The sequence below is a fragment of the Phytobacter palmae genome (assembly GCF_039409775.1).
GTDB lineage: Bacteria > Pseudomonadota > Gammaproteobacteria > Enterobacterales > Enterobacteriaceae > Phytobacter > Phytobacter palmae.
The window spans coordinates 151,158-170,320 of the sequence record NZ_JBCIVJ010000008.1; the positions used below are offsets into that span (position 1 = coordinate 151,158).

The 19,163-nt window shown below is 54.0% G+C and carries 14 protein-coding genes; 5 read left to right on the forward strand and 9 right to left on the reverse strand.

Annotation, left to right across the window (positions count from 1 at the left end):
• Window positions 1-60: 60 nt before the first annotated feature.
• A complete protein-coding gene (locus tag AAIG39_RS12120; RefSeq protein WP_343193948.1) occupies window positions 61-873 on the forward strand; it encodes a Cof-type HAD-IIB family hydrolase in 813 nt (270 codons plus the stop codon).
• Window positions 874-1,038: 165 nt separating this feature from the next.
• The gene (locus AAIG39_RS12125) at window positions 1,039-2,295 is read left to right on the forward strand and encodes a DUF1479 domain-containing protein (RefSeq protein WP_090086981.1); all 1,257 of its coding nucleotides are present in this window, start codon (window positions 1,039-1,041) and stop codon (window positions 2,293-2,295) included.
• On the opposite strand, the gene AAIG39_RS12130 is transcribed toward AAIG39_RS12125, so the two are convergent.
• The gene (locus AAIG39_RS12130; RefSeq protein ID WP_343193949.1) at window positions 2,292-3,365 is read right to left on the reverse strand and encodes a LacI family DNA-binding transcriptional regulator; all 1,074 of its coding nucleotides are present in this window, start codon (window positions 3,363-3,365) and stop codon (window positions 2,292-2,294) included. The genes AAIG39_RS12125 and AAIG39_RS12130 overlap by 4 nt on opposite strands.
• A 297-nt stretch (window positions 3,366-3,662) precedes the next feature.
• Between AAIG39_RS12130 and AAIG39_RS12135 the strand changes: the two genes are divergently transcribed.
• Together AAIG39_RS12135 and AAIG39_RS12140 are read left to right on the forward strand one after the other, a co-directional pair.
• Window positions 3,663-4,967, forward strand: coding sequence for an MFS transporter (locus tag AAIG39_RS12135; protein ID WP_343193950.1), 1,305 nt, complete (start codon window positions 3,663-3,665; stop codon window positions 4,965-4,967).
• A 15-nt stretch (window positions 4,968-4,982) separates the two neighbouring features.
• Window positions 4,983-7,346, forward strand: coding sequence for a glycoside hydrolase family 31 protein (locus tag AAIG39_RS12140; RefSeq protein ID WP_343193951.1), 2,364 nt, complete (start codon window positions 4,983-4,985; stop codon window positions 7,344-7,346).
• A 46-nt stretch (window positions 7,347-7,392) separates the two neighbouring features.
• On the opposite strand, the gene AAIG39_RS12145 is transcribed toward AAIG39_RS12140, so the two are convergent.
• The gene (locus AAIG39_RS12145; RefSeq protein ID WP_343193952.1) at window positions 7,393-8,985 is read right to left on the reverse strand and encodes an ABC-F family ATPase; all 1,593 of its coding nucleotides are present in this window, start codon (window positions 8,983-8,985) and stop codon (window positions 7,393-7,395) included.
• A 216-nt stretch (window positions 8,986-9,201) separates the two neighbouring features.
• Here AAIG39_RS12145 and ldtB point away from each other — a divergent pair, with 216 nt between their 5' ends.
• Window positions 9,202-10,122, forward strand: a complete 921-nt coding sequence (ldtB, locus tag AAIG39_RS12150; RefSeq protein ID WP_090086973.1) for a L,D-transpeptidase — start codon at window positions 9,202-9,204, stop codon at window positions 10,120-10,122.
• Window positions 10,123-10,167: 45 nt separating this feature from the next.
• Here ldtB and AAIG39_RS12155 read toward each other — a convergent pair whose 3' ends face one another.
• The 7 genes from AAIG39_RS12155 to AAIG39_RS12185 all read right to left on the reverse strand — a co-directional run bounded on the left by AAIG39_RS12155 (window position 10,168) and on the right by AAIG39_RS12185 (window position 19,160).
• Window positions 10,168-10,884: a GntR family transcriptional regulator gene (locus tag AAIG39_RS12155; protein WP_090086971.1), complete on the reverse strand. Its 717-nt coding sequence runs from the start codon at window positions 10,882-10,884 to the stop codon at window positions 10,168-10,170.
• A 15-nt stretch (window positions 10,885-10,899) separates the two neighbouring features.
• Window positions 10,900-12,222, reverse strand: coding sequence for a PTS sugar transporter subunit IIC (locus AAIG39_RS12160; RefSeq protein ID WP_090086970.1), 1,323 nt, complete (start codon window positions 12,220-12,222; stop codon window positions 10,900-10,902).
• Between the two features lie 40 nt (window positions 12,223-12,262).
• Window positions 12,263-13,639, reverse strand: coding sequence for a glycoside hydrolase family 1 protein (locus AAIG39_RS12165; RefSeq protein WP_343193953.1), 1,377 nt, complete (start codon window positions 13,637-13,639; stop codon window positions 12,263-12,265).
• A gap of 180 nt (window positions 13,640-13,819) precedes the next feature.
• Window positions 13,820-14,860 (reverse strand): aldo/keto reductase, encoded by a 1,041-nt coding sequence (locus AAIG39_RS12170; RefSeq protein WP_090086965.1) that lies wholly within the window; start codon window positions 14,858-14,860, stop codon window positions 13,820-13,822.
• Window positions 14,861-14,963: 103 nt separating this feature from the next.
• Window positions 14,964-16,487: an efflux transporter outer membrane subunit gene (locus AAIG39_RS12175; protein ID WP_090086963.1), complete on the reverse strand. Its 1,524-nt coding sequence runs from the start codon at window positions 16,485-16,487 to the stop codon at window positions 14,964-14,966.
• 1 nt (window position 16,488) lies between these two features.
• Complete coding sequence (locus AAIG39_RS12180) at window positions 16,489-18,060, reverse strand: DHA2 family efflux MFS transporter permease subunit (RefSeq protein WP_090086961.1); 1,572 nt, start codon at window positions 18,058-18,060, stop codon at window positions 16,489-16,491.
• Window positions 18,057-19,160 (reverse strand): HlyD family secretion protein, encoded by a 1,104-nt coding sequence (locus AAIG39_RS12185; RefSeq protein ID WP_343193954.1) that lies wholly within the window; start codon window positions 19,158-19,160, stop codon window positions 18,057-18,059. Before AAIG39_RS12185 ends, AAIG39_RS12180 begins: the two co-directional genes overlap by 4 nt.
• Window positions 19,161-19,163: the final 3 nt, after the last annotated feature.

The following is a 19,163-nucleotide window of genomic DNA, read 5'->3' on the forward strand; positions in this document are numbered from 1 at the left end:
TGCTTCAGGTCACACTGTTATTACAATGTTACGAGTGGTACCCAGACCAGGAGCATATGTATGACTGTAAAAGTTATCGTCACTGATATGGACGGAACTTTTCTTGACGACGCCAAACAATACGACCGCGATCGTTTTATGGCGCAGTTTGCCCAACTCAGGCAACGTGATATTGAATTTGTCGTCGCCAGCGGCAACCAGTATTACCAGCTCATTTCCTTTTTCCCTGAACTGAAAGATCAGATCTCTTTTGTGGCCGAAAACGGCGCGCTGGTCTTTGAACATGGTCAGCAACTGTTTCACGGTGAGCTTACCCGTCACGAAGCCCGGGTGGTGATTGGCGAATTACTAAAAGACAAAGAGCTGAATTTTGTCGCCTGTGGGCTGGAAAGCGCCTGGGTCAGCGAAAACGCGCCGGATAGTTTTATCGACCTGATGGCAAAGCACTATCATCGCCTGCAACGCGTAAGTGACTACCACCAGATCAACGATACCCTGTTCAAATTTTCGCTCAATTTACCGGACAGCGAAATCCCTCAATTAATTGATAAATTACATGTTTCTCTGGACGGGATTATGAAACCTGTGACCAGCGGCTTTGGTTTTGTCGATCTGATCATTCCCGGTCTGCACAAAGCCAACGGTATTACCCGTCTGCTGAAGCGCTGGCAGGTTTCACCGCAAGAGTGTGTGACAATTGGCGATAGCGGCAACGATGCCGAAATGTTGCGCATGACGGCGTTTTCGTTCGCCATGGGTAACGCCAGCGACGCCATCAAAGCGATTGCCCGTCATCGCACCGATGACAACAACCATCAGGGCGCACTGAATGTGATTCAGGCGGTACTGGACGGCACTTCCCCGTTCCACTGATTTTCCCGGCCGGTGTTCGTTCCGGCCGTTTCACTTCTTCCTTTCTCTCTCCTTCTTTCAGCTTTGTGCTCCGCATCAAGTTTTTAAACTTGCATTAACTTAATTTTAACTTAAAGTATCATTTGTAAGCTTAATTACTTTCGAATGAAAGATTGAGAGGCCATTATGACATTCACCAGCGAAACTTTACCCGTCGACCATAAAGCGGCTATCCGGCAAATGAAGCAGGAATTACGCCAGCAAATCGGTGACGTGAAAGCTGTATTCAATCAACTCCACGCGCGGATTAGCCAGCGCGTCGCAGAGATCAACGCGTTAAAGGCACAGGGTGAGAATGTCTGGCCGGTGATCCCCTTTGAAGAGGTGAAACAGGGACGGATAAGCGAGCAACAGCGTGCGCTGATTAAGCAACGCGGCTGTGCGGTTATCAAAGGGCATTTTCCTCGCGAGCGAGCGCTCGGCTGGGACCGCGATATGATGGCCTATCTTGAGCAAAACCACTTTGACGATATCTACAAAGGGCCAGGCGATAATTTCTTCGGCTCTCTAGATGCCTCGCGCCCGGAAATTTATCCGATCTACTGGTCACAATCACAAATGCAGGCGCGCCAGAGCGACGAAATGGCTGCCGTACAATCGTTTCTTAACCGTTTGTGGCGCTTTGAAAGCGAAGGTACGAAGTGGTTTGACCCGGATGTCAGCGTAATTTACCCGGACCGTATTCGTCGCCGTCCGCCGGGAACGACATCAAAAGGTTTAGGTGCCCATACCGATTCTGGCGCACTGGAACGCTGGCTGCTTCCGGCGTATCAACGGGTATTTGCCAGCGTTTTTAATGGCAGGCTGGACGAATACGATCCGTGGGATGCCGCACATCGTACTGAGGTGGAAGAGTACACCGTCGAGAACACCACCAAATGTTCGGTGTTCCGCACCTTCCAGGGCTGGACGGCGCTATCCGATATGATCCCGGGCCAGGGGTTGTTGCATGTCGTGCCGATCCCGGAAGCGATGGCCTATGTTCTGCTTCGCCCACTGCTGGACGATGTACCGGAAGATGAGTTGTGTGGTGTGGCGCCAGGTAAAGTGCTACCCATTTCTGAAAAATGGCATCCACTATTGATAGAAGCGTTAACGTCCATCCCGGCGCTGGAAGCGGGGGACTCCGTCTGGTGGCATTGCGATGTCATTCACTCCGTCGCTCCGGTAAAAGAGCAACAGGGCTGGGGCAACGTGATGTATATTCCCGCCGCCCCCCTGTGTGAGAAAAACCTCGCCTGGGCGCGTAAAGCTAAAGTCGCACTGGAAAATGGCGCATCGCCAGGTGATTTTCCGCGCGAAGATTATGAAGCGAACTGGGAGGGGCGCTTCACGCTGGCCGATTTGAATGAGTATGGAAAAAGGGCGCTCGGGATGATCTAAACGTCATACAACCCTTCTCGCTCCACGGCGGTACGTCGTTGTCCCGGACGTATCCGCCGTACCGACTCTCTCACCACCAGCATGCCATTAATCAACAGCGAACCAATTGCCGCCTGCGGGCGAATAAGCCGTTGCTGCAACATACAGACCGCCTCAGTACCGAGTTCATCGCGCGGCACATGAACTGCCGTCAGCGGTACATCCTGGATGGCGGCCAGGTTGAACGCGTCAATACTCATCACCGAGACATCCTGCGGAACACGTAAGTCACGTTGCTGCAACGCCCGTACGGTCCCTTCTGCCATAAAATCCCCCCCGACTAAAAACGCGGTCGGCGGATTCTTATGTGTGGGACAGTCGAGCCACTCCCCCACCCGCTCCTGTGCTTCTCTTGCGCTAAAACTCGGGACAGTGATCAGATCGCGCTTACTCTGAAAGCGCAGATTTCGCTGCTGCCAGGCGTCTTTAATGCCTGCCAGCCGCAGGTCCATGGTATAGCGGCGCAGACACATCACGACCACCATATCGCGATGACCGGAATCAAACAGATAATCAGCGGCAAACTCACCAATCGCCCGATGGTCCGGAGCGACCGTCGGCAGGCGCATCCGTTTATCGCGACAGTTAATCAGTACGCAAGGTTTGGCAAAATCCGCTGCCAGTTCATGAATATGCGGATCATCAATCCCCAACAAAATTGCCGCCTGCGTTTCCGGCTCATTCATTCGTGCAATGAAGGTATTAGCATCGCTGTCCAGCTCTTCCAGCGGGCAGTAACGCAGCCGCACCTCGTGGGAATCCAGTGCCTTGCTAATACTTTGAATTACGCGGTAATAAAAGATATCGGAACGTTCATCAAACGCCCGCTGCGGTGCGAAGATCACCAGGTTATTGAGCAATAACCGCCCGGCGGCAATCCCGTCCATTACCCCTAACTCACGCGCACATTCCAGCACCAGGCGTCTGGCCGTTTCGCTGGTATTGGCCTTCCCGGCCAGCACACGGGAAACAGTGCTGGTCGACAGGTTGGTACGCCGGGCGATTTCAGTGATTTTTAGCTTTTTATCCATTCTGTGATCTTGCTCCGTTTCCGCTATGGGAAAATTTTCATGAAACCGAAGTCTCATGAATACTGGTCCGAAAAGCATAATGCCCTTTTCTTTGGTGAATTGATGAGAATCCTTGCACAAAATCCACTATGGCTGACCCTTTTTCTCCCCTAACGTAAAGATGTCGTACAACTTCCATACTAGTTGTAGGCATATTTCAGGCTAAAGCAGAAAAAATCCCCATGCGGTCCAGATCGGTATAACAAATTTCGAATGGCCCGCAACGACTTCCCTACAGAACGGTGCGTGGAGAAAAAAATGAGCCAGGGAATCAACAATAATGAAGTGGTGGCAAGCAAAAGCCGCCGGATAGTCAAAAAATTACGCTGGTGGGTGCTGGTCCTGTTTTTACTGGGCGTCACGGTAAACTACATCACACGTAACTCTCTCGGCATTCTTGCCCCCGAACTGAAAACCAGTATGGGCATTATGACCGAACAGTACTCATGGATTGTGGGCGCTTTTCAGTTAGCCTATACCGTTTTTCAGCCGCTATGCGGTTGGCTGATTGATGTGATTGGCCTGAAAATGGGCTTTATGATCTGTGCCATCATCTGGGCGCTGGCCTGTATCTTCCACGCGGGCGCGAGCAGTTGGTTGCAACTGGCCATTTTGCGCTTCACGATGGGGGCATCCGAAGCGGCCGCCACGCCTGCGAACGCGAAAACCCTGGGCGAGTGGTTCCCGAAATCTGAGCGCCCGGTTGCCGCAGGTTGGGCTGGCGTCGGTTTCTCGATTGGTGCCATGCTGGCGCCACCGATCATCTATTTTGCCCATGCCTCTTTTGGCTGGCAGGGCGCATTTATGTTTACCGGCGTTCTGGCGCTGGTATGGGTACTGCTGTGGTGGGCGTTTTACTACAACCCGGAAAAACACCCGAACCTGAGTAAAGATGAACTTGCCTATATCAAGCAGGATAACGAAGCGCCTGCGGTCAAACTCCCTTTCTTCACCGCGCTGAAAACCGTCGCCAAAAACAAGCGTTTTTACGGTATCGCCATTCCGGCGTTTATGGCTGAACCGGCCTGGGCCGTGCTGAGCTTTTGGGTCCCCCTGTATCTGGCGAAAGAGCACGGGATGGACCTTAAGCAAATTGCCATGTTTGCCTGGCTCCCCTTTCTCGCCGCCGATCTGGGCAGCGTGGCAAGCGGCTACCTCACCAAACTCTATACACGCTGGTTCGGCTGCTCCCGGGTAAATTCGGTGGTCGCAAGCTCCGTCACCGGCGCATTTCTGATGATCTCACTGGGCATCGTCGCGATAACCCGCGATCCCTATATCACTATCGTGCTGATCTCCATTGGCGGCTTCGGCCACCAAATCATCTCCTGCATGCTCAGTGCGCTGGTGGTGGAGTCCTTTGATAAAGGCCAGATGGCCACCGTTAACGGTATGCGCGGCTCGGCGGCATGGATCGCGAGCTTCCTCTTCTCTCTGTTGATCGGTGTTACCGCTGACAAAATAGGTTTCAATCCGCTGTTTATCGCAATGGGCTTTTTTGACCTGATTGGGGCCATTTTCCTGGTGTCATTTATTGCTGAACGTCGCGCAAAACGCGTCTGATAATGGATGTCTGATATGAAAATTTTGAAAAACTGGACCTTACTAAAGCAAGCGGCTCACCACGTTGAACTGTTGGTGGATGGGCAGCACACGCTGTGCCTGTATGTGCTGGAAAAAACGCTGTTCCGCGTACTGTTAAAACGTAAGAGTGAGCTGGCGCTGGACAGAACCTGGAGTATTGCACCCGGGCAGGATGTGCCATGGGAAGGCCGTAACCGCGAAGATATCAGCGGTTTCAGTTGCCCGGACTGGACGCTTGAGCAACAGGATCAGCAATTAATTATCGCCACCGAAGCATTGCGGGTCACCGTGCACCAGCCGCTGTGGCTGGAATGGCACTACCGCAATGAGGCCGGAGAGTGGCAATGGCTGGCAAGCGATCGCCCCACCAGCGCCTATCAACTCAATGCGCATGGCGACGGTGTGGCGCATTACCTCAGCCGTAAAAAAGATGAGCGGTTTTACGGTCTGGGCGAGAAGGCTGGCGATCTGCAGCGTAACGGTAAGCGTTATGAGATGCGCAACCTGGATGCGATGGGCTATAACGCGGCCAGTACCGATCCACTTTATAAACATATTCCGTTTACCCTCACCCGCCGGGACGACATCAGCTACGGTCTGTTTTATGACAACCTGAGCAGTTGCTGGCTGGATTTGGGTAATGAAATCGATAATTACCATACCGCCTACCGCCGCTGGCAGGCCGAAGCGGGCGATATCGATTACTACCTGTTTACCGGCGCGCGGGCGTTGGATGTCACTAAAGCGTTTGTGCGCCTGACCGGGAAAACCCTGTTTGGGCCGAAGTGGAGTCTGGGTTACAGCGGTTCCACCATGCATTACACCGATGCGCCGGATGCGCAAAACCAGCTGATGAACTTTATTCGCCTCTGTTGCGAACATGCTATTCCCTGCGATTCGTTCCAGCTCTCTTCGGGCTATACCTCCATTAATGGCAAGCGCTATGTCTTTAACTGGAACTACGACAAGGTGCCGCAGCCAAAAGTCATGAGCCAGGCGTTCCACGATGCGGGCCTGAAACTGGCGGCCAATATTAAGCCGTGTCTGCTGCAGGACCATCCGCGCTATCCGGAAGTGGCCGAAAAAGGTCTGTTTATTCGTGATTCAGAAACCGATTCGCCTGAACGTTCAAGCTTCTGGGACGATGAAGGGTCTCACCTCGACTTTACCAATCCACAAACCGTCAAATGGTGGCAGGAGGGCGTGACCACGCAACTGCTGGAGATGGGCATCGACTCGACGTGGAATGACAACAACGAGTTTGAAGTGTGGGACGGTGAAGCACGCTGCTACGGTTTTGGCCGCGAGATTGCCATCAAACATATTCGCCCGGTGATGCCGCTTCTGATGATGCGAGCATCGCTGGAAGCGCAGCAACGGTTTGCCCCGGATAAACGTCCGTACCTGATCTCCCGCTCCGGCTGCGCCGGGATGCAACGTTACGTACAAACCTGGAGCGGTGATAACCGGACCAACTGGGATACGTTGCGCTTCAACACGCGAATGGGGCTGGGGATGAGTTTGTCCGGACTGTATAACGTGGGGCACGATGTCGGCGGCTTCTCCGGTGATAAACCGGATGCTGAACTGTTTATCCGCTGGGTACAAAACGGCGTAATGCACCCCCGTTTCACCATCCATTCGTGGAATGACGATCATACGGTGAATGAACCGTGGATGTATCCGGGCGTGACACCAGCTATTCGCAGCGCAATTGAACTGCGTTATCGTCTGTTACCCTATTTTTATACTCTGTTGTGGCAGGCGCATGCGGATGACGAACCGATGCTGCGCCCAACGTTCCTCGATCATGAGAGTGACGAGCAGACGTTTGAAGAGTGTGACGACTTTCTGCTGGGCCGCGATATTCTGGTGGCCAGCGTGGTCGAAGCGGGTCAGCGTGAACGCCGTGTCTGGCTGCCCGCGAATGAGACCGGCTGGTATGATTTTTATACGCATGAGTGGTTCTGCGGCGGGCAGTGGATTGTACGCGACGCGCCGCTGGAAAAACTGCCATTACTGGTTCGCGCAGGAGCAGGGTTGCCGCTCAGCGAACGAATCAGACATGTTAGCGCGACGGCGGATGATACCCGTGAGCTGAAACTGTTCCCGGTGAAAGGAACGGGACGCTCAACCGGGTTGCTGTTTGAAGATGACGGTGAGAGCTGGGGTTATCAGAACGGAAATGCCCTGTGGCTGGAATGGACGATGGCCTGCGACGCTCGCTGTATCAATCTGACGATCGCCACAACCGGTGATTACCGTCCGGCATGGAAGGCGCTTAAGGTATCGTTACCGACAGGAGAAGGACGTAAACTGCTGATCAATGGCGAAGAACGGAGCGAGTGGACACTGTAGTCTCCTCACTCCGTCCCTCTCCCCAAAGGGGAGAGGGAGTATTGGCTTATTCGATACCTTTACTGCGCAGGTAATCTTCGTAATTACCCGTAAAGTCGATGACTTTCTCCGGCGTAATTTCAATAACACGGGTCGCCAGCGAGCTCACAAACTCACGATCGTGAGAGACGAAAATCAGGGTGCCCTGATACATCTCCAGCGCCATGTTCAGCGACTCGATAGATTCCATATCCAGGTGGTTGGTCGGTTCGTCCATCACCAGAATATTGGGTTTTTCCATCATCAACTTGCCGAACAGCATGCGACCTTTCTCGCCACCGGACAGCACCTTCGCTGGCTTTTTAATATCATCCTGGCTGAACAGCAGACGACCCAGAATGCTGCGTACCGCCTGCTCGTCATCGCCCTCTTGTTTCCACTGGCTCATCCAGTCAAATACGGTGAGGTCGTTTTCAAACTCATACTCGTGGTCCTGCGCGTAATAACCGATCTGCGCATTTTCCGACCATTTCACGGTTCCAGTGTCCGCAGCCAGTTCACCCACCAGCGTTTTCAGCATGGTGGATTTACCCACGCCGTTGGCACCGAGAATAGCGAGCTTTTCACCCACTTCCAGCAGCAAGTTAACCCCTTTAAACAGCGGGCCTTCCTCAAACCCTTTGGAAAGGGCTTCCACTTCCAGCGCGTTACGGAACAGTTTCTTATCCTGCTCAAAACGGATGAACGGGTTCTGACGGCTGGAGGCTTTAACTTCTTCCAGTTTGATTTTATCAATCTGGCGCGCACGCGATGTAGCCTGACGAGATTTAGACGCGTTGGCGCTAAAGCGGCTAACAAATGACTGCAGATCGGCAATTTGCGCTTTCTTCTTGGCGTTATCCGCCAGCAGACGTTCGCGTGCCTGGGTTGCCGCCGTCATATATTCGTCGTAGTTGCCCGGATAAACGCGCAGCTCGCCGTAATCCAGGTCAGCCATATGGGTGCAGACCATATTCAGAAAGTGACGGTCGTGCGAAATAATGATCATGGTGCTGTTACGCTCGTTCAGCACCTGCTCCAGCCAGCGAATGGTATCGATGTCCAGGTTGTTCGTCGGTTCGTCGAGCAGCAGGATGTCCGGATTGGAAAACAGCGCCTGTGCCAACAGTACACGCAGCTTCCAGCCAGGCGCCACTTCGCTCATCGGACCGTAATGTTGTTCAACCGGGATCCCAACGCCGAGCAGCAGTTCGCCTGCACGCGCCTCTGCGGAGTAACCGTCCATCTCGCCATATTGCGTTTCGAGATCGGCGACTTTGTAGCCGTCCTCTTCGCTCATATCGGCCAGACCGTAGATACGGTCACGCTCCTGCTTCACTTCCCACAGCTCGCCATGCCCCATGATAACGGTGTCGAGGACGGTGAACTCTTCGAAGGCAAACTGATCCTGGCGCAGCTTACCGATGCGTTCATTCGGGTCGAGGGAGACATTCCCCAGCGTCGGCTCTAAGTCGCCGCCGAGGATCTTCATAAAGGTGGATTTACCGCTCCCGTTGGCGCCGATCAGGCCGTAACGGTTGCCGCCGCCAAATTTGACGGAAATATTTTCAAACAGCGGCTTGCTGCCGAACTGCATGGTGACGTTGCTGGTGACTAACACGGAATTATCCTGAAATGTGTGACAAACACCCTATTATGCCACAATTCCGAATTAGATTCCTGCCCGGAAACGAAGGGCTAAAATGAAACCAAAGGGAAAAAAGTGTGATTTCGTACACATCTCAATTCCCAGTGCGCGGGAATGCACATATAATGCGCTCCCATCTATTAGAAAGAACCATTAACCTAACGGCCTGTGGCACGAATCTCGCACACCATGAATATGAAATTAACAACGCTTTTAGCGGCGGCGTTTGCCGTCGTGGGCTTTTGCAAAACCGCGTCTGCTGTAACTTATCCGCTTCCGACCGATGGCAGCCGATTAATCGGTCAGAACCAGGTCGTAACCATTCCAGAGAACAATAGCCAGCCGCTGGAGTACTTTGCCGCGCAATATCAGATGGGTCTTTCCAACATGCTGGAAGCGAACCCGGGTATTGATGCCTACCTGCCGAAAGGCGGCACAGTGATGAACGTGCCTCAGCAGCTGATTCTGCCGGATACCGTCCATGAAGGTATCGTCATCAACAGCGCCGAAATGCGTTTGTACTATTACCCGGCAGGGACCAAAACCGTTATCGTTCTGCCGATCGGTATCGGCCAGTTGGGTAAAGACACCCCGATTGCCTGGACCACCAAAGTAGAACGTAAGAAAGCTGGCCCGACCTGGACGCCGACAGCGAAAATGCACGCTGAATATGCCGCCGCAGGTCAACCGCTGCCGCCAGTGGTTCCGGCTGGCCCGGATAACCCGATGGGTCTTTACGCGCTGTACATTGGCCGCCTGTATGCTATCCATGGCACCAACGCCAACTTCGGTATCGGCCTGCGCGTAAGCCACGGTTGTGTCCGTCTGCGTAACGACGACATCAAATTCCTGTTCCAGAACGTGCCGGTCGGCACCCGCGTACAGTTTATTGATGAGCCGGTAAAAGCTACCACCGAGCCGGATGGCAGCCGCTACATCGAAGTACATAACCCGCTGTCCACCACCGAAGCACAGTTCAACGGCGGCGAAATCGTGCCAATCGCGCTGACCAAGAGTGTACAGAGCGTGACCAGTCAGTCTGATGTTGATCAGAACATCGTAGACCAGGCTATCCAGAACCGTTCCGGTATGCCGGTTCGTCTGAACTGATCCTTAGCGCAAGAATGAAAAAAGCGGGTTTTAAACCCGCTTTTTTTATCCGTTATTGACCACAATGATGCCGCCATGATCGTAGCGATAGCGGCAATGGGCATACTCCAGCGGCGTGCCATCTTCCAGATAAATCACCTGCTCCACTTCCAGCACCGGGTCCGTCTCATCACAGTTCAGATATTCGCGGTCCTCAACGCCAGGTTTCAGGGCCCGCACGATGCGGTAAGAACCCATGATTTTTAGCGCCAGATCCTCCTGCACATAGCGAAACACCGAACTTTCCAGATGCCCACGATTAAGCCCAGGCACCAGATTTACCGGCATCAGGGTAAATTCCAGCGACACCGGTTCCCCTTCCAGCAGGCGTAAGCGATTAAAATCGTAAACCGGCTCGTCGGGGCCAAGTAGTAGCGAGTCCTGCTCTTTTTCCGTCGGGAAACGCAGTTCAAATTTAATGATCTTACTGGTGACCTGACCCACGTTTTCCCAGGTCTTGGTTGCACCGTAATAGTCACTGCCAGGTAAATCCCAGCGGGAGAGTTGCATAAAATTCTTTCGCACAAAGGTGCCCAGACCTTTGCGGGTATAGACCAGCCCTTCGACAATCAGCTGACGCATTGCCTGCTGGATGGTCATGCGGCTGGTCCTGAACTCCGCCGCAAGGGCAAATTGATCGGGCAATGGCTCGCTGGCCGAATATTGCTGACTCAGGATCCGATGTTTAATTTCGCGCGCAATAGAAATGTATTTCGACGCCATTGCCTTTCCTTCTTATTATTCAGCTATCCCATTGTTTCTTAAGGCCACTCTCTCGGCTATTTTGAGGAAAGGCAGGTAGAAGAATACACCAAAGATGATGATTATCAACTGAACCACCACCGCTCGCCAGTCTCCCGCAGTCGCCAGCCAGGCGCTTAAAATGGGCGGCGTGGTCCAGGGGATCATCACCACACAACGCGACATCCACCCAAGCGTGGTACACAGCCAGGCAAAGTAAATGCCGATGGCGGGTAGCAAAACAAAGGGGATCATCAGCGGCAGGTTAAAGACGATCGGCAGACCGAAGATAACCGGCTCGTTAATATTAAACAGCCCAGGCGAAATCGACAGCCGCGCCACCTGTTTCGCCGATTTCTGCCGCGAGAAAATGAAAATCGCCAGCAACAGGGAAATCGTACTGCCCGTCCCGCCGATCATGCCGAAGGTCGGCACAAAGATATTGTTAATGATATGCGGGATCGGCTGACCGCTGGCATAGGCCAGCATATTCTCATTGGTGTTGATAAGCAGGAACGGTTCCAGAATCACCCCGTTCACCACCGACTGATGAATACCCAGCGTAAACAGGAAGTTGCCAAAGCTATAGATAAAAATGGTCCCCGGCAGACTGGTGTTAATCAGCCGCAGCGGTTGCTGAATAAGTGTGGTGATCAGATGAATTAAATCGGTATGCAACACATTTGCCAGTACGGCGGCGATCACCGCGAACGTCGACAGAGTGATAATAGTCGGGATCAGAGCAGAAAAGGATTTACCCACCGCAGGCGGCACATTTTCGCCCAGAGAGATATTCAGCTTTTCGATGCCTGCGATGCGAATAAACAGCTCTGTCGACAACAAACCGATAATCACCCCGGCGAAAATCCCGGTGGAACCGATATTAGCAAAAGAGAGCATCTGGCTGACGGTAACGGTCGCTTTCGCCCCGTCCGGGACGACCTCCAGATGCATCGGCATCATCATAATGTAGCTGGAGAGTGCTATAACCACCGCAGAAACCGGGTTATTAAAATTGCGATTGCGCGCCAGCGACCAGGCGGTCATGGGCGCAATCAACAGTGCGGCAATGTTCAGCGTACCGTTGATGACCGCTTCCCCCCAGACCTTAAAGCGCACTAATGTCTCGCCCTCCAGAATCCACGGGAACACCACGTTATTAACCAGAACCGCAAGACCGGCAAGGATAAAGATCGGCATTACGGCGGCAAACGCGTCCCTCAAGGAACGCAGATGGACCTGGTTGGCCAGGCGAGCGGAAAAATCGACGAACTTATCCACAAAAGACTGCATGTTCGCTGTTGTGTTTGTTTCAGGCATCATGGTCTCCCTTCGTTCGGCATCAAACGGTACGCTGCTATTACAGGTCGCGGCCGTTGCTGTGAATCACCTGTTTTAACCAGGCGTAGCTCCGTTTCGGCACACGTTTAAGATCTTTAAGGTCATGGTTTTCACGATTGACATACACCACGCCATAACGCTTACGCATATCCCCCTGTGAGCTGAGAATGTCGATAAGCCCCCAGCCGAGATAGCCCACTACCTGCGCGCCATCTATAAAAATGGCGTCTTTCATCGCCTGCAGGTGATCCCGGTGATAGGCAATACGGTAATCGTCATTAATTGGATTCACCCCATCCCACGTCTCAATCACGCCAATACCGTTTTCAATGGGGAAAACAGGCAAGCGCCAGTCGTTGTAGTAGCGGGTGATAATGGCGCGAAAACCGAGAGGGTCGATTTGCCAGTTCCACTCAGTGGCCTGCAGATACGGGTTCGGAACATCGCCCTGTTGCAGGTAGTAGTTAACCGGCACGTCTGCTGCGATCACATCGCTGTTAAGCGTTTTACTGGCGTAATAGCTAAATGCCATATAGTCGCTTTTCACACGTGCAATAAGCGCTAAATCATCAGCACGATAGATGTCGCTAAAGCCTTCGCGTTCAACAACTGCCATTACCGCCGGGCTATAGCCCTGCCCGGCAAACACGCGAAGGAGATTCTGATTGAGAAACTCATCGTACTGTTGGGCACAAAAAACATCGCGCGGTTTACAGGTCGCAGGATAGATAAGTTGATGCGCCAGCATACCCCCCATCAACTTGCCGGGTTTGGTCTCATGCAGATACTGAGTGAGCTGTACGTGGGCCATCATCACGTGATGCTGTATTTGATACAGTTCGCGCAATGTTTTGTCACCGCGTAGATAGCCGCTAACCCGAAACGCTTCCGGCATATGGTAGATATTCTGTTCGTTAAAGGTCAGCCACCAGGTCACGCGATCGCCAAAACAGTCGATCATCTTCTGTCCGTAACGGACAAACGCGTCCAGCACATGACGCTCGGTAAAACCGTTGTATTTTTCCGCCAGCGCCAACGGCATGTCGAAATGGTACAGGCAGATCATCGGCTCAATGCCGCGAGCAATCAGATCGTTGATAAAACGGTCATAGAAGGCGATACCCTCCTCGTTAAACGCGCCGTCACCGTCCGGGCAGACGCGGCTCCAGGAGATCTGAAAGCGATAGCAGTTCATGCCCAGATCGCGCATGTAATCAAAGTCCTCCTGATAACGATGGTAGGAGTCGGTCGCGACTTTCCAGTCGGAGGCAAACTCGCTGGCTTCACGGATATCGTAAACCGATGGCCCTTTCCCCCCCTCATTCCATGCCCCTTCGGTCTGCATACTGGAAACGGAATTTCCCCATAAAAAGCCTGACGGCAGTGTTTTACTCATCCGGACATCTCCCTCATCATATGACTAGTCATTTAATGTATATGACTAGTCATATAGACAAAGGTGAAAAGTCAGGCAAAACGAATAGATCGTTTTTGTGAGCGGGATTGAGAAATCAGGCGGGAATAAAATTCCCCGGTCAGCGATATGCCGCCGGGGAAAGATCAAAAAGCGGGGGGGTTACTTGTGGGCTAACTGGTTACGACGATATTCACCCTGGCGTTCCAGCATCCAGCCGGGGTATTCACGCGGCAACGCACTCACCGCATCAAGCTGGCGCAGCTCCTCTTCCGTTAAACGGATATGGGTCGCGGCGATGTTGTCATCAAGCTGATCCGGGCGTTTAGCGCCGATGATCACGCTGCTCACCACCGGCTGATGCAGCAGCCAGGCCAGCGCTATCTGTGCGACAGAGACACCTTTTGCCTCGGCGATAACGCGCATCACGTCGATGCAGTCAAACGCACGGTCTTTATTTACCGGCGGGAAGTCAAACTCCAGGCGACGACTGCCCTCTTCGCCTTTGCCATCGCGGCTGTATTTACCGCTGAGCAGGCCGCCCGCCAGCGGGCTCCAGACCATCAGGCCAACCTTCTCGCTTTGTAGCATCGGCACCAGTTCACGTTCCAGATCACGCCCGGCAATGGTGTAATAGGCCTGCAACGATGCGAAACGCGCCAGCCCGAGGCGTTCAGATATGCCCAGTGCTTTGGCGATTTGCCACGCTGCCCAGTTAGAAACACCGATGTAGCGGACATGCCCATGCTGTACGAGGTTATCCAGCGCGTAGAGCATCTCTTCCATGGGAGTCGCCGGGTCAAAGCCGTGCAATTGATAGAGATCGATATGATCCAGTTGCATCCGTTGCAGGCTCTCTTTCACGCTGCCAATAATGTGATAGCGGGAGCTGCCGCGTGAGTTCACCCCCGCCGTGCCGGTTTCACCGAACACTTTAGTCGCCACCACCACATTTTCACGCGGTACCTTGAGATTTTTCAGTGCCTGGCCGGTGATTTGCTCGGAGCGGCCTTCGGAATAGACGTTGGCGGTATCGATAAAATTAATGCCCGCGTCCAGCGCGCTGCCGACCAGCTTGTCAGCCTGCGCCTGATCCAGCTGTCCAATTTTCCCCCACATGCCGCCCTCACCACCGAACGTCATGGTGCCAAGGCACAGTTCAGAAACAAACAGACCGGTATTGCCGAGTTTTTGATAACGCATTTGGCGTCTCCTCACACTGTTGGTTGACGCAGATAGTTATACGCAATACGGCGTGATGTGGAATGTGGCGATCCTGTCTGTTTCTTGCCCAATTCTCCAAACTTTATCCGCGCGGCGCATCGCCAAACACCGAATACTCCGGCAAACGCACCTGCTGATATGGCTCCCAGCCGCCGCCAAGCGCTTTATACAACGCCACTAAATCCAGACTGCTTTGCACACGTGCCTGCGCACGCTGCTGTTCCGCCTGCGCCAGTTGACGTTGGGCATCAAGCACATCGATAAAGCTGGCAATACCTTGCCGGTAACTGTCGCTGGCCAACGTAAAAGCGTTATGCAACGCATCGAGGGTTTTATCCAGCCCGGCCTCGCGCTGCTGATCGGCGCGATAGCTGACCAGCGCATTTTCCACATCACCCAGCGCTTCCAGCACCGTCTGGCGATAATTAAGCACCGCCGCGCCCTGCTGCGCGCGGGCAAGTTTCACGCTGGAGACCAGCCGACCGCCCTGAAAGATGGGAACAGAAATCTGTGGGCCGAAACTGTAGAAGTGGCTGCTCCAGTCGGTGAGCCAGTTGGTCTCACTGTTACGCAAACCAAACTGCCCGCTTAGCGTCAGGCTCGGGAAAAGCTGCGCGACAGAGACGCCAATTTGCGCTGTCGCGGCATGTAAGGAGGCTTCCGCCTCACGAATATCCGGGCGTCGGCGGGCCAGCGTCGAGGGGATGCCGGTTGAGACCAGCTCAGGCAGCTTCGGTAATGGCTGTACATTCCTGAGCTCCCCGTCCAGCGCACCTGGCGGTTTGCCCAGCAAAATCGCCAGCGCATTCATTGCCTGACGCTCCTGAGCCTGATACTGCGGCAGTTGCGCCTCCAGACTACCCACCTGAGCCCGGGCATTTTCCACGTCCATCTGCGGCGACAGCCCACTACGCTGACGGTTATCTGTCAGGGCGAAAGTTTGCTGCGCGGTTTCGATTTGTGTCTGCAAAGTGGCGATAACGCTTTGTGCGCCGCGCAGTTGCAGCCACGCGCGCGCCACTTCCGCCTCCAGCGACACCAGTGCATCGTTACGTTGCTCAATCGCCTGTTGCTGCTGCGCCTGCGCCCCTTCAACCTGACGGCGCACTTTGCCCCAGAGGTCCAACTCCCACTGAGCGTCGAAACTGCCCTGATAGAGATTCACCGGCTGGGTTAATGCCCCCAGCGCCCCGGCGATTTGCGGGTCAACATTATCCAGTTGGCCGTAGACATCATGGGACTTAAGCTCCCCTTCCAGCCCCAGTTGCTGGCGCGTGGCTTTGACGCTGCCGTTGACCGCCGGTAAAAACGCGCCGCCAGCCTGATTAATCTGTTCACGTGCCCCGGCGATACGCAGCACCGTTTGTTGCAACGAGAGATTTCCGGCAATAGCACGCTCAATCAGGCTGTTAAGTTGCGGTGACTGAAAGGTGGTCCACCAGCGCGGGTTAACCGCCTGCGACACGGTCTGCGAAGCCACGGTTTTATCGCCCGGATCGTTCCAGTGCGTTGGGGTTTGCGGCGACGGCTGCTGGTAATCCGGACCCACGCTGCAGCCTGCCAGCCAAAGAGAAAGAAATGTCAGTGAAACACCACGCCTGGACATATTAATGTGCTCCTGCGCTGCCTTCGCTCTTAATCGGCGATAGCAGTAAACAAAAAGGAATCAATAACAGTGCGACAATACTGAGCAGCGTGAACACGTCGATATAAGCCAGAAAACGCGACTGCGCGATCATCGTTTTATACATCTGCCCCATCGCTGTATTCATCGGGTCACCCACCAGCGCGGTGAAATTGCGGATCGCTTGCGCCGATTCGCGCACCGCCAGCTGGAACTGTTCATTCAGCGGCGACATGTTGTACGCCAGATGGGCGCTGTGCGCCTGTGACCGTTCGGTTATCGCCGCCGTAGAAAGTGAAATCCCCACCGATCCCGCGACATTTCGGAACATCGTGAATAACGCGGCCGCATCGGCATTGAGTTGACGTGGAATGGTGATAAACGCAATCGTGGTCAGCGGCACAAACAGGAAGCCCAGGCCTATCGATTGCGCACTGCGAAACAGCATCAGGGTTTCAAAATCGATATCCGGCGTCAGCGTACGCGACCACCAGAACGAAGCAGCGAGGCAGAAAAAGCCAAAGGCGATAATCCAGCGCGTCTGCACGATGGGCATCAGTTTGAGCACCAGCGGGATAGTCAGCACAATAAGTACTGCACCCGGCGACAGTACCAGCCCTGACCAGGTTGCGGTATAGCCCAGATCCTGCTGCGCCAGCTGTGGGATCACCACCGAGCTGCCATAGAGGATCATCGCCATACCCGCCATCAGCAGACTGGAGACAGCAAAGTTTTTATCTGCCATGCAGCGCAAATCTACCACTGGCTTTTTGGCATACAGCAGCCAGTAAATCGCGCCGACAATGCCGACTGCCGTCAGCACAGCAAAAATGCGGGTAAAATCAGAGGCGAACCAGTCTTCATCTTCCCCACGGTCCAGCATTACCTGCAGGCAACCGAGTCCGAGAGCGATAAGGCCGATCCCCGGCCAGTCAATGGTCAGTTTTTTGTCTGACTTACGCTCCCACGGCGGATCTTCCAGTAGCTGATAAATCGCGAGTACCGTAACAATACCGACCGGGATATTGATAAAAAAGACCCAGCGCCAGGAGTAGTTATCGGTTATCCAGCCGCCCAGCGTCGGCCCCAGTACGGGAGCGACAATGATCGCAATCGAAGAGAGACCAAACGCCTTGCCGCGATCCTCAGGCCTGAAGTAATCCAGCAGTACCGACTGCTGCGTTGGCTGTAAGCCGCCGCCAAAAAAGCCCTGCAATACGCGAAAAAGAATGATTTGCCACAGTTCCGTTGCGATACCGCACAAGAAGGAGCAAATGGTGAACATCACGATGCAAATCAGGAAAAACTGTTTACGACCGAACACGCGGCTGAGAAATGCCGAAATGGGCAGCACGATACCATTAGCCACCAGATAGCTGGTCAGTACCCAGGTGGATTCGTCGTAACTGGCGGAAAGTGAACCGGCAACATGCGGCAATGCGACGTTGACGATGGTGGTGTCGAGGATCTCCATAAAGACCGCCAGCGTCACCACCCAGGCGACGGCCCATGGATTACTGGCCGGTCGCCAGTTTTCATGGCTAACGTCAGTCATTCCACAGATACCTTAGGTTCTACTGACAGACCAAGTGGCAGTGGACGGTTCGCATCCAGCCCTTTATCAATGACGATTTTCACCGGTACGCGCTGGACGATTTTCACGAAGTTGCCGGTGGCATTCTCAGACGGGAAGGCAGAGAACTTAGAACCGCTCCCCTGCTGAATACTGTCAACATGCCCTTCCAGCTCCATATCCGGCCAGGCATCGACTTTCACCGTCACTTTATTGCCCGGACGCATGCGTTCAAGCTGCGACTCTTTGAAATTCGCCGTCACCCAGATTTGCGGTGAGACCAGGGAAAACAGCGCTGTGCCCGCCTGCACCAGGGTGCCGGTCTGCACATTACGTTTAGTGACAAAACCGTCGAATGGCGCGCGAACCTCTGTCCATGAGAGATTTAGCTCAGCAGTTTCAAGCTGCGCTTTCGCCTGATCCACCTGACGCTGACGGGCCTCAACATTGGTCTCCTGCTGGCGAATCTGCAACTGCACCTGATCCGCCACTTCCAGTTGCGCCTGCGCACTCGCCAGCTGCGCCTGTGCGCTGCGTAACTGCGCATTGGCGCTGTCAATATTTTGTTGTGTCGTGGCGCGAGGATCGACGCCGCGCTGGCGTTTATAGGCAGCCTGCGCATTGGCTAGATCGGCCTGCGCTTTCAATACCTGCGCCCGCGCTTCGTCACGCTGGGCCGGATACTGTACTTTTGACAAATCCAGTTGCGCCTGCGCCTGATGGAGCTGGGCCGTCGCCAGCCCAAGTTGCGCCTGCGCCTGATCGCGCTGCGCCGTGGCATCGCGGGGATCAATCACCACCAGCAGGTCTCCCTTTTTCACCTGCTGGTTATCTTTTACGCGCAGTTCAGTAACGTAGCCTGCCACTTTCGGTGCGATAGTGACCGCATCGCCGTCGGTAAACGCATCGTCTGTCGTCTCTTCATTGCGGGTAAGTAACCACCACACCAGCGCGACGACAACCATCACCATCACCACAATGCCGAGGATGATGAGGGGCTTCTTACCGGGGCGTTTGCGATTTTGCGTCTCTTCTGTTTGAGTTTCCTGCCCGTTCTCAGGGGCGGTTGAATTTTCTGCCATAGT

Coding starts and splice junctions, on each gene's coding strand:
- AAIG39_RS12120 (WP_343193948.1), top strand. CDS start 61: ATGACTGTAAAAGTTATCGTCACTGATATGGACGGAACTTTTCTTGAC.
- AAIG39_RS12125 (WP_090086981.1), top strand. CDS start 1,039: ATGACATTCACCAGCGAAACTTTACCCGTCGACCATAAAGCGGCTATC.
- AAIG39_RS12130 (WP_343193949.1), bottom strand. CDS start 3,365: ATGGATAAAAAGCTAAAAATCACTGAAATCGCCCGGCGTACCAACCTG.
- AAIG39_RS12135 (WP_343193950.1), top strand. CDS start 3,663: ATGAGCCAGGGAATCAACAATAATGAAGTGGTGGCAAGCAAAAGCCGC.
- AAIG39_RS12140 (WP_343193951.1), top strand. CDS start 4,983: ATGAAAATTTTGAAAAACTGGACCTTACTAAAGCAAGCGGCTCACCAC.
- ldtB (WP_090086973.1), top strand. CDS start 9,202: ATGAATATGAAATTAACAACGCTTTTAGCGGCGGCGTTTGCCGTCGTG.
- AAIG39_RS12155 (WP_090086971.1), bottom strand. CDS start 10,884: ATGGCGTCGAAATACATTTCTATTGCGCGCGAAATTAAACATCGGATC.
- AAIG39_RS12160 (WP_090086970.1), bottom strand. CDS start 12,222: ATGCCTGAAACAAACACAACAGCGAACATGCAGTCTTTTGTGGATAAG.
- AAIG39_RS12165 (WP_343193953.1), bottom strand. CDS start 13,639: ATGAGTAAAACACTGCCGTCAGGCTTTTTATGGGGAAATTCCGTTTCC.
- AAIG39_RS12170 (WP_090086965.1), bottom strand. CDS start 14,860: ATGCGTTATCAAAAACTCGGCAATACCGGTCTGTTTGTTTCTGAACTG.
- AAIG39_RS12175 (WP_090086963.1), bottom strand. CDS start 16,487: ATGTCCAGGCGTGGTGTTTCACTGACATTTCTTTCTCTTTGGCTGGCA.
- AAIG39_RS12180 (WP_090086961.1), bottom strand. CDS start 18,060: ATGACTGACGTTAGCCATGAAAACTGGCGACCGGCCAGTAATCCATGG.
- AAIG39_RS12185 (WP_343193954.1), bottom strand. CDS start 19,160: ATGGCAGAAAATTCAACCGCCCCTGAGAACGGGCAGGAAACTCAAACA.